This is a genomic window from Streptomyces sp. NPDC059080 (assembly GCF_042739975.1).
Classification (GTDB): domain Bacteria; phylum Actinomycetota; class Actinomycetes; order Streptomycetales; family Streptomycetaceae; genus Streptomyces; species Streptomyces benahoarensis.
The window spans coordinates 32,534-41,646 of the sequence record NZ_JBHYGX010000017.1; the positions used below are offsets into that span (position 1 = coordinate 32,534).

The following is a 9,113-nucleotide window of genomic DNA, read 5'->3' on the forward strand; positions in this document are numbered from 1 at the left end:
ACTCACCATCTGTCCTCCCCGCGGGCCGGCCGGGGGGGTGGGGGGGGGGCCGGGGGGGGTGGGGGGTGGGGGGGGGGCCGTGGCCCGCGGGCCCCCCGCCCCCCCCCCCCGCTCGCGGTGCGGGGCCGAGTACGGTACGGGCGCCGGGGGCGTGCGCGCGCCTTCCGTGCGCCGGGCGGCACCGCCCCCGGACACTCGGCCTCCCATACCCTGACCTGCACGGACGTCGTCATGCCCGGCCGTCACGCCCCGGCGGACCGGCCGCCATACTGGGGGCATGGCGAAGAGCAGACGCGGGCGCGGTGGCGTGGAATCCGTGGTGGAGACGGTGGACGGTGGCGTCGCCGAACTGCGGCCCGACCGTGACCGGCCCCGGGCCCGGACCCTGCTGATCGACGGCGCCCCGCAGTCCTTCGTCGACCTCGACGCACCGGATCACCTCGACTTCTCCTACCAGCGGCGCCTCGGTCACGCCGCCGACCTCGTGGCGCCCCCGGGCAAGCCGTTGCGCGCCGTCCACCTCGGGGGCGGCGCCCTGACGTTGGCCCGTTACGTCGCGGCGACCCGGCCCCGCTCCACCCAGCAGGTCGTGGAGATCGACGCACCGCTGGTCCAACTGGTGCGACGGGAGCTGCCGTTGGAGAGCGGCTGGCGCATCCGGGTGCGCGGCGGCGACGCCCGGGAACAACTGGCCAAGGTCCCTGACGGCTGGGCCGACCTGGTCATCGCCGATGTCTTCCGCGGCGCCCGGACGCCCGCGCATCTGACCAGCACCGAGTTCGTCACCGAGGTCCGGCGGGTGCTGACGGACGGCGGCTGGTACGCGGCGAACGTCGCCGACGGGCCGCCGCTGCGGTTCCTGCGCGGTCAGATCGCCACCGCGGGCGCCGTCTTCCCGGAGCTGGCGCTCACCGCCGACCCGGCCGTCCTGCGTGGCAAGCGGTTCGGCAACGCCGTCCTGCTCGCCGCCGCGCACCCGCTGCCGGTCGCCGAGCTGACCCGGCGGGCGGCGAGCGACCCGCAGACCGGACGCGTCGAACACGGCCGGGCGCTACGGGACTTCACCGGCGGCGCGGCACCCGTCACCGACGCCACGGCCGTCGCCTCACCGCAGCCGCCCCCGGACGTGTTCGCCTGACGGCTGCGGGGCCGGAGGCCCGGGGCGCGCCTACGGGACGCCCGGGGCGCCGCACCACGCCGGAACCGGGCCGCCCCGGGGCCGCACCACACCGGAACCGGGACGCCCCGGGGCGCCGCACCACGCCGGGCGCCGCACCGCCCCGGGGCCCGCACCACGCCGGAACCGGGCCGGGCCCGCACTGCATCCCTGCCCGCACCACGCCGGGACCGAGCCCCGCGCAGCCCCGCCCCTCACCCCGTACGACTACTGCTCCGCCGACTGCTCTCACTGGTCTGCACCACCGGCGGATGGCCGTCCCAGGTGCACAGGACCGTGGCGTGGCGGTCGCCGCCGCTGCCCGTGAACTCCACCCGGATCACGGTGTCCTGCTTCCACACCTGCATCTCCCAGCCCGCCTCCGGCGTCGCCGACACCAGCTGCGCCGAGTCGGGCCGCAGGTCCAGCACGACCCGGCCGCCCGACGTCGTGAAGCTCTTGACGGTGCCGCTGCTGTCCAGCGGTACGGCCGTCGGCCTCGGGGAGGGCCGGTCGTTCGGCGCCGCGCCCCCGGTGCGGGCGGGCGCCGCGGGGGGCGACGGCGACGGCGACGGGGAGGCGGCGGTCGCCGTGGGGGAGGGCTTGGGGCGGTGCGTGGAGGACGCCTGCGGTGCGGCCGTCGCCGTCGAGGGCGCGGCCGCCGCGGAGAGCGGGACCGCGCGCGGCGGGTCGTACGCCGTACCGGACAGCACCGCGTGCACCCCGAACCACGAGAGGGCGACCGCGCCGCCGGTCGCCAGCGTCCACGCCCCCGTATGCATCAGCCCGCGCCGCATCTGGCTCATCCCCGACCACCACCCACCCCGCGCCCGGTCTCGCCCACCCGGCCCGCGGCGCCACCGGGCAGGCGTCAACTTCCGGCCGGACGATACCCCCGGATGGCGTACGGTGCCGCCCATGGCAAGTGTGCTCGTCGTCGAGGACGACCCGTTCGTCCGCTCGGCCCTCATCCGGCATCTGACCGAGGCGTCCCACACCGTACGGAGCGTGGGCACCGCCCTGGAGGCGCTGCGGGAGGTGGCCCACATCGGCTTCGACGTGGTCGTCCTCGACCTCGGACTGCCCGATCTGGACGGCGCCGAGGCCCTGAAGATGCTGCGCGGCGTCACCGACGTCCCCGTGATCATCGCCACCGCCCGGGACGACGAGGCCGAGATCGTCCGGCTGCTGAACGACGGCGCCGACGACTACCTGACGAAACCGTTCTCGGTGGAGCACCTCTCCGCCCGGATGGCGGCCGTACTGCGCCGCTCCCGTGCGGGCGGCACCGCGGAGACCCCGTCGCGGCTGGTGCGGATCGGCGGCCTCCGCGTCGACCCGCTGCGCCGTGAGGCCACGCTGGACGGCACCGTCCTCGATCTGACCCGCCGTGAGTTCGACCTGCTGGCCTTCCTCGCCGAACGGCCCGGCGTCGTCGTCCCGCGCAAGGAACTCCTCGCCGAGGTCTGGCAGCAGTCGTACGGCGACGACCAGACCATCGACGTCCATCTCTCCTGGCTGCGGCGGAAGTTGGGAGAGACCGCCGCCCGGCCGCGCTATCTGCACACGCTGCGCGGGGTGGGCGTGAAGCTGGAGCCGCCGCGGTGAGATGGGCCCTGGTCAAGGTGGCGCTGGCGGTCACCGCGATGGTGGTGGTCGCCTTCGCCGTGCCGCTGGGGCTCGTCGTCAAGGAGATGGCGCGCGACCGGGCGTTCTCCAACGCCGAACGGCAGGCCGCCACCATCGGCCCCGTCCTCGCCATCACCACCGACCGCACCCAGCTCGAACGCGCCCTCGCCAGCGCTGATACCGGACCCGGGTGCCGGATCGGCGTCCACGTCCCGGGCGACGGCAAGGGCGCCCGGCCGGTCGGCATCGGCTTCCGCCGCGCCTCGGACCGCGACGTCGCCTCCGTCGTCGCCCTCGGCCGCGCCTCCATCGCGCCCGTCCGCGGCGGCTCCTCGCTGCTCCAGCCGACGGCCGTGGCGACCGGCGTCGCCGTCGTCGAGGTGTACGTGCCCGACGCCGCGCTCGGCAACGGCGTCACCACGTCCTGGCTGGTCCTCTCCGGCGTCGGCCTGGCGCTGATCATCGGCTCGGTCGCGGTCGCCGACCGGCTCGGCACCCGTATGGTGCGCGCCGCGAAACGGCTGGCCGGGGCCGCGCACCGGCTGGGCACCGGCGAACTCGGCGTCCGTGTACCGGAGGAGGGCCCCAAGGAGCTGCGGTCGGCCGCCACCGCTTTCAACTCCATGGCCGACCAGGTCGTCCAGCTCCTCGCCAACGAACGCGAGCTGGCCGCCGACCTGTCGCACCGGCTGCGCACCCCGCTCACCGTGCTCCGGCTGAACGCCGCGTCGCTGGGCGACGGCCCGGCTGCCGAGCACACCCGGGCCGCCGTCGAGCAGCTGGAGCGCGAGGTCGACCAGATCATCCGCACCGCCCGGGAGCAGAAGTCGCACTCCCGGCAGCCGGGGGCGACGGCGGGCTGCGACGCCGCCGAGGTGATCCGGGAGCGGATGGCGTTCTGGTCGGCGCTGGCCGAGGACGAGGGCCGCACCGTCCGGGTGGCGGGTGCCCACCGCCCGCTGCGCGTCCCGGTGGCCCGCCCCGATCTGGCCGCCGCGCTCGACGCGATGCTCGGCAACGTCTTCCGGCACACGCCCGAGGGCACCGCCTTCGCCGTCGATGTGCACCACGCGGGGCTGGTCGGGAACGCCGTCATCGTGCTGGTCTCGGACGCGGGCCCCGGCATCGACGACCCGGACGCCGCGCTGCGCCGCGGCCACTCCGGCGGCGGCGACGGCTCGACCGGCCTGGGCCTGGACATCGTCCGCCGGCTGGCCGAGTCGACCGGCGGGGACGTCCGCATCGGCCGCTCCGTCCTGGGCGGCACCGAGGTCCGCGTCTGGCTCGCCCTCGACGGCCACGGCCCGCCCGGCGCCCCCCACCACACCGGCACCCACCGCCTCCGCCGCCGACTCCCGCTCCGGGCTCGCCGTAGGGGGAAGGCGGGCTGACGGGGCGACGGGCGTGTCTACGGGCGGGACGACCCGCGGGCCGGGCGAGCGGCGCGGCCACGGCCAGGTGATGCACGGACGGCGCGGCCCCGGCCCGAGCGGCACCGCCCCGGCCCCGGCGCGAGCGGCGCGGCCCCGGCCCCGGCAGGGGGCGCACCGCCCATGCGCTCCGGGGCGCACCGCCCATGCGCCCCGGAGCGCCCGGCACACCCGCTCACGCCCCCCTCAACCGCCCCCTTCCCCGCCCGCAAACCGGGCATGAACCCCTCAACTCCCGTACCGTTCCCCTCGTTTGCCCACCCGGTCCGCCGCGTGCCGTGGCGCACCACCGTCCCCACCCGCGACGACAGGCAGGTGTACGCCATGAGCTCCCCGGTCCCGCGCCGCCGTACGAGCCGCTCGGCCAAGCTGTTCTCGGCCGGTGCGGCCGTGGCGGCCACCGCCGGTGCCGCGTTCGCCGCCGTCGCCCCCGCCCCGTCCGGCGACACCCCGCGGCCCGCCGCCTCCAGGGCGACCGCCGTCCCCAAGGCGACCACCGCCCCCGAGGACCTCCCCGTCCCCCGGACCACCGCCGCCTTCTCCCCGTACGTCGACACCTCGCTCAGCCCCGCCCCCGACCTCCGCGACACGGCGCGGCGGACCGGCGTCGACCACTTCACCCTCGCCTTCATCACGTCCGACGGCGGCTGCGATCCGGCCTGGGGCGGCGACGGCGACCTGGACGACAACCCCGTCGCGCGGCAGATCGACGCCCTGCGTGCGGTCGGGGGCGACGTCCGTGTCTCCTTCGGCGGTGCCGACGGCTCCGAACTCGGCCTGGTCTGCGACTCGGCCGACGCGCTCGCCGCCGCCTACGGCAAGGTCGTCGACCGCTACCGGCTCACCGCCGTCGACCTCGACATCGAGGGTGGCTCCCTGGCGGACACCGGGGCCAATGCCCGCCGCGCCCGCGCCATCGCCCGGCTCCAGCGGAGCCACCCGGGCCTGAACGTCTCCCTCACCCTGCCGGTGATGCCCGACGGCCTCACCGAGGACGGCGTACGCCTCGTCGCCGACGCGCGGCGCAACGGCGTCACCGTCTCCACCGTCAACGTCATGGCGATGGACTACGGCTCCTCCTACGACGGCGACATGGGCGCCTATGCCCGCCGGGCGGCCACCGCGACCCAGGCCCAGTTGAAGGACGCCCTCGGGCTCGACGGCGCGGACGCCTGGAAGGCCGTCGCCGTCACCCCGATGATCGGTGTCAACGACGTCCGGACCGAGACCTTCACCCCCGACGACGCCACCGCCCTCGTGGCGTTCGCCCGCCGCAGACACCTCGGCGGCCTGTCGATGTGGTCCGCCGCCCGCGACCGGCCGTGCGACTACGGTCCCCGGCCGTCCGCCTCGCCCACCTGTAGCTCGATCGATCAGGACCCACTGGCCTTCACCAGGGCGTTCGCCGCGTACACCGGCTGAGGCGCCGGGCCACGGGGCACGGGCCACGGGGCACGCCCCGGATCGCGTCCCGCCCCGCGCCGCGGGCGCCGCCGCCCCGGCCGCCCCTACTCCGCGACCGCCGCCCCGCTCCCGCCCCGTACCGCCTCCCGGAAGGCGGCCGGGGTGGTACCGGCGTGCCGCTGGAAGAACTTGGTGAAGTTGGCGGCGTCGGCGAAGCCCAGCCGCCCGGCGATCCGCGCCGCCGAGCCGTCCCCGTGCGCCAGCAGCCGCTTCGCCTCCAGCACCACCCGCCGGTCGATGAACTCCTTCGCCCCGATCCCGGCCGTCGCCTCCGTCGCCCGCGACAGCGTCCGCGGCGCGTACCCCAGCGCCCGCGCGTAGTCCGCCACCCGGCGGCTGTACGCGAAATCCCGCTCCACCGCGTCCCGGAAGCGCAGATACGTCGCCCCCGCCGCGCACTCCGCGTCCGCCGCGGGCACCTCCGGATGTGCCACCCGCAGCACCAGCACCGCCAGCAGATGCCGCAGTACGTCCAGATGCGCCGCCCACGGGAGCCCGGCCCGCTCCCCGAACTCCTCGTGCAGCTGCCGCAGCGCCGTCCGCGCCCGCTCGGCCGCCGCGCCCTCCGGATGCCGGACGGCCGGGCCGTACCAGTCCTCGATCCGCGCCGCGGCCGCCGTCGCCGGATCCAGGAACCCGGGCTCGAACAGCACCAGCAGCCCCTCCGCCTGCGACAGGTCCCCGAAGTGCTGCACCTGCCCGGGCCGCGACCACAGCCAGTCGCCGGGCCCGACGGCGTGCTCCCGGAAGTCGACGGTGTGCAGCAGACGGCCGCGCCCGACGGTGAGCAGATGGTGGAAGCCGGGCCGGTGCGGGGTGGCCAGCTGGCAGGAGTCGGCCCGCTCGCGCAGCTCCGCGAGAGTCAGCACCTCGACCCCGGACGGTCGCCCGGCCGGAGCAGAGAACTCCACCTCCGGAATGTCCCGCCCGACCCCCAGCTCCCGATCCTGTCGCATTTTCACCACCACCCGTCCCATGTCTACCGCGGTATGTGCACCTGCTGGTTCTAGCGTAGAAGACGTCGGCCCGGCCGATGACGGAAAACGGAAGCCCGCCCCGGTGCGGCAGACCCCAGGAGACACCATGTCCACGCTCGCGATCTTCGGCGCCAACGGCACCATCGGCAGCCGCATCGTCCAGGAGGCCCTTGACCGCGGCCACCAGGTCACCGCGGTCGTCCGCGACCCCGCGAAGCTCACCCTCGCCCACCCGAAGCTGACCGTCACCACCGGCGACGTCCTCGACCCGGCGTCGGTCGCCGCGGTCGCCGCCGGGAAGGACGCCGTGATCAGCGCGGTCGGCGGCGGCGACGGCCCCGGCCACATCGCCACCATCCGGCCCGCCGCCGAGGCGCTCGTCGCCGGTCTGCGCACCCTCGGCGACGCGGCCCCGCGGCTGCTGACCGTCGGCGGCGCCGGATCCCTCCGCAAGCCGGACGGCACCCAGGTCTGGGACGCCGAGGGCCTGCCCGCGTTCCTGCTCCAGATCATGCACGCCCACGGCGACGCGCTGGACTTCTACCGCACCGTCTCCGACATCCGCTGGACCAACCTCAGCCCCGCCGCCACCATCGAGCCCGGCAAGCGCACCGGCAGCTACCGCACCGCCATCGACGACCTGCTCATCTCGGAGGACGGCAGCAGCCGCATCTCCGCCGAGGACTACGCGGTCGCCGTCCTCGACGAGATCGAGCAGCCCCGCCACCCCGGCGGGCGTTTCACCGTCGGCTACTGAGGGCGGTGCCGGAAGGGGGCCGCGCACACGGCGGGAGGGGGAGACCGGCGCCCGGTCTCCCCCTCCCGTTTCCGCAGGTCAGCGCAGGCCCATCGCCTCACGCAGGGTTCCGAACAGATCCGTCTGGTTGGTGACGCCCAGGACCCGGTACGCCTTCGGGCCCTGCGCCGCGATCCGCACCTCGGTGCCGGTGTGCTCCTGGGACTCGCCCGGCGGGTTGGTCGAGTAGTTGACCTTCAGCTGCTGACCCTCGTCGGTGACGAGCGTGGAGGTCAGACCGGGCGGGGCCGCCTCCAGCGGGACGATCTGGCTGGAGTGGCCGTGGTCGGCGGTGGTCACCACGAGCGTGTCGGGGTGCTTGGCCGCGTACTCCTGGGCGACCTTGACGGCGCGGTCGAACGCGGCGGTCTCACCGATCTGCCCGCACGGGTCCGCCGCATGGTCCTGCTTGTCGATCGAGGCGCCCTCGACCTGCAGGAAGAAGCCCTTCTTGGCGTGCTTCTGCTTCGCCTCAAGGAGCTGGATCGCCTTGGCCGCGGAGTCGGCGAGGCTCGGCGTGGAGCCGGACCGGCCCGGGTTGGACGTGACGCAACGCTGCGGGTCGGTGCCGCCCTTGGCCGCCGGCTTGCCCGTCCACTCGGTGGGCACGTTGCCGGGCGCGAAGAGCCCGAGCACCGGCTTGCCCGCCGTGGCCGCCTTCATCGAGGCGCTGTCCGTGACGACCTGGTAGCCGAGCTTCTCCGCCTGTCCGGTCACCGTCAGGCCCTTGTACCGCCCGTCGGTCACCTTCTGGTCGAACCGCTGCCTGCCACCGCCGAAGAGGACGTCGACCTTGTGGTTCACGGACTGCTCGGCGACCGAACCGGGCCCGCCGCCCGCCACCGCGTCGGTGGGGCACTTGGCCATGTCGGCCGGTCCCTGGCAGGAGCGGTCGGTGACGTGCGAGGCGAGCACCGCGGGTGTGGCGTCGGTGAGTTCGGCGGTGGTGACGCTGCCCGTCGCATAGCCGCCCTTCTGCGCCAGCTCCAGAATCGTCGGCACGGCCTTGTCGGTGTCCGGCGTCTTGGAGATCCGCCCGTTGACCGTCTTCCGCCCGGTCGCCCACCCCGAACCGCTCGCCGCCGAGTCGGTCACATAGTCCGGCGTCCCGTCCTGGTGCACGGAGTACGTGGTGTACGCGCCGGTGAGCGGGAAGCGGTCCATGTTCAGGCGGCCGTCCGCGCCGACCGTGTAGTCCCGGGCGAGCGTGATCTCCGAATCGCCCATGCCGTCGCCGATCAGCAGGATGACGTTCTTCGCCTTCCCACCCTTGATGGCCTGCTGGGCCTGCTCCTTGGTGCCGGAGGCACCGGCGGCGGTCGTGACGGCCACGACGGCGGTGGTCGCGGCCACCAGAGCGGCGCCGATGGTGAGGTGGCGACGGGAGGGTCTGAGCATGGAACGGCTCCTCGAAATCTTCCGTGGGGCGGGTGACGACGAGAGGTACACCACCAGCCGCCGGTGAAGCGCCGGTGACGCTCCGGCGATCTCGCTGCGTCCGGGACATGACACACGGAAGCCGGAGCCCGAGTCCGGGGCCACGGTCTTCGAGGCTGCGCTCTTCGAGGCTGCGATCTTCGAAGAAGCGGGAAACGGCGAGGGCCCGATCCGCTTTCGCGGTACGGGGCCACGCCGGGTGGGGGGGTTAAGGGGCGTGTACC

At 75.1% G+C, this 9,113-nt stretch carries 8 protein-coding genes; 5 read left to right on the forward strand and 3 right to left on the reverse strand.

Features of this window, described 5'->3' with window-relative positions; genetic code table 11:
• Positions 1-277: 277 nt before the first annotated feature.
• Positions 278-1,138: a spermidine synthase gene (locus ACFWWQ_RS16040; protein ID WP_384596365.1), complete on the forward strand. Its 861-nt coding sequence runs from the start codon at positions 278-280 to the stop codon at positions 1,136-1,138.
• 233 nt (positions 1,139-1,371) lie between these two features.
• On the opposite strand, the gene ACFWWQ_RS16045 is transcribed toward ACFWWQ_RS16040, so the two are convergent.
• Complete coding sequence (locus tag ACFWWQ_RS16045) at positions 1,372-1,953, reverse strand: hypothetical protein (RefSeq protein WP_384596546.1); 582 nt, start codon at positions 1,951-1,953, stop codon at positions 1,372-1,374.
• Positions 1,954-2,074: 121 nt separating this feature from the next.
• Between ACFWWQ_RS16045 and ACFWWQ_RS16050 the strand changes: the two genes are divergently transcribed.
• The 3 genes from ACFWWQ_RS16050 (at position 2,075) to ACFWWQ_RS16060 (ending at position 5,637) form a co-directional block, all read left to right on the forward strand.
• Complete coding sequence (locus tag ACFWWQ_RS16050; RefSeq protein ID WP_384596368.1) at positions 2,075-2,764, forward strand: response regulator transcription factor; 690 nt, start codon at positions 2,075-2,077, stop codon at positions 2,762-2,764.
• Positions 2,761-4,176: an ATP-binding protein gene (locus ACFWWQ_RS16055; protein ID WP_384596371.1), complete on the forward strand. Its 1,416-nt coding sequence runs from the start codon at positions 2,761-2,763 to the stop codon at positions 4,174-4,176. Before ACFWWQ_RS16050 ends, ACFWWQ_RS16055 begins: the two co-directional genes overlap by 4 nt.
• A gap of 363 nt (positions 4,177-4,539) precedes the next feature.
• Complete coding sequence (locus ACFWWQ_RS16060) at positions 4,540-5,637, forward strand: chitinase (RefSeq protein WP_384596374.1); 1,098 nt, start codon at positions 4,540-4,542, stop codon at positions 5,635-5,637.
• An 86-nt stretch (positions 5,638-5,723) separates the two neighbouring features.
• Here ACFWWQ_RS16060 and ACFWWQ_RS16065 read toward each other — a convergent pair whose 3' ends face one another.
• The gene (locus tag ACFWWQ_RS16065) at positions 5,724-6,635 is read right to left on the reverse strand and encodes a helix-turn-helix domain-containing protein (RefSeq protein ID WP_384596377.1); all 912 of its coding nucleotides are present in this window, start codon (positions 6,633-6,635) and stop codon (positions 5,724-5,726) included.
• Between the two features lie 127 nt (positions 6,636-6,762).
• On the opposite strand from ACFWWQ_RS16065, the gene ACFWWQ_RS16070 reads away from it, so the two are divergent.
• Positions 6,763-7,413 (forward strand): NAD(P)-dependent oxidoreductase, encoded by a 651-nt coding sequence (locus ACFWWQ_RS16070; RefSeq protein WP_384596380.1) that lies wholly within the window; start codon positions 6,763-6,765, stop codon positions 7,411-7,413.
• Positions 7,414-7,491: 78 nt separating this feature from the next.
• Here ACFWWQ_RS16070 and ACFWWQ_RS16075 read toward each other — a convergent pair whose 3' ends face one another.
• Positions 7,492-8,850 (reverse strand): alkaline phosphatase, encoded by a 1,359-nt coding sequence (locus tag ACFWWQ_RS16075; protein ID WP_384596383.1) that lies wholly within the window; start codon positions 8,848-8,850, stop codon positions 7,492-7,494.
• Positions 8,851-9,113: the final 263 nt, after the last annotated feature.

What these genes read in the sequence shown, in the direction of transcription:
- ACFWWQ_RS16040 (WP_384596365.1), top strand. Translation starts at nt 278, where the DNA reads ATGGCGAAGAGCAGACGCGGGCGCGGTGGCGTGGAATCCGTGGTGGAG.
- ACFWWQ_RS16045 (WP_384596546.1), bottom strand. Translation starts at nt 1,953, where the DNA reads ATGCGGCGCGGGCTGATGCATACGGGGGCGTGGACGCTGGCGACCGGC.
- ACFWWQ_RS16050 (WP_384596368.1), top strand. Translation starts at nt 2,075, where the DNA reads ATGGCAAGTGTGCTCGTCGTCGAGGACGACCCGTTCGTCCGCTCGGCC.
- ACFWWQ_RS16060 (WP_384596374.1), top strand. Translation starts at nt 4,540, where the DNA reads ATGAGCTCCCCGGTCCCGCGCCGCCGTACGAGCCGCTCGGCCAAGCTG.
- ACFWWQ_RS16065 (WP_384596377.1), bottom strand. Translation starts at nt 6,635, where the DNA reads ATGCGACAGGATCGGGAGCTGGGGGTCGGGCGGGACATTCCGGAGGTG.
- ACFWWQ_RS16070 (WP_384596380.1), top strand. Translation starts at nt 6,763, where the DNA reads ATGTCCACGCTCGCGATCTTCGGCGCCAACGGCACCATCGGCAGCCGC.
- ACFWWQ_RS16075 (WP_384596383.1), bottom strand. Translation starts at nt 8,850, where the DNA reads ATGCTCAGACCCTCCCGTCGCCACCTCACCATCGGCGCCGCTCTGGTG.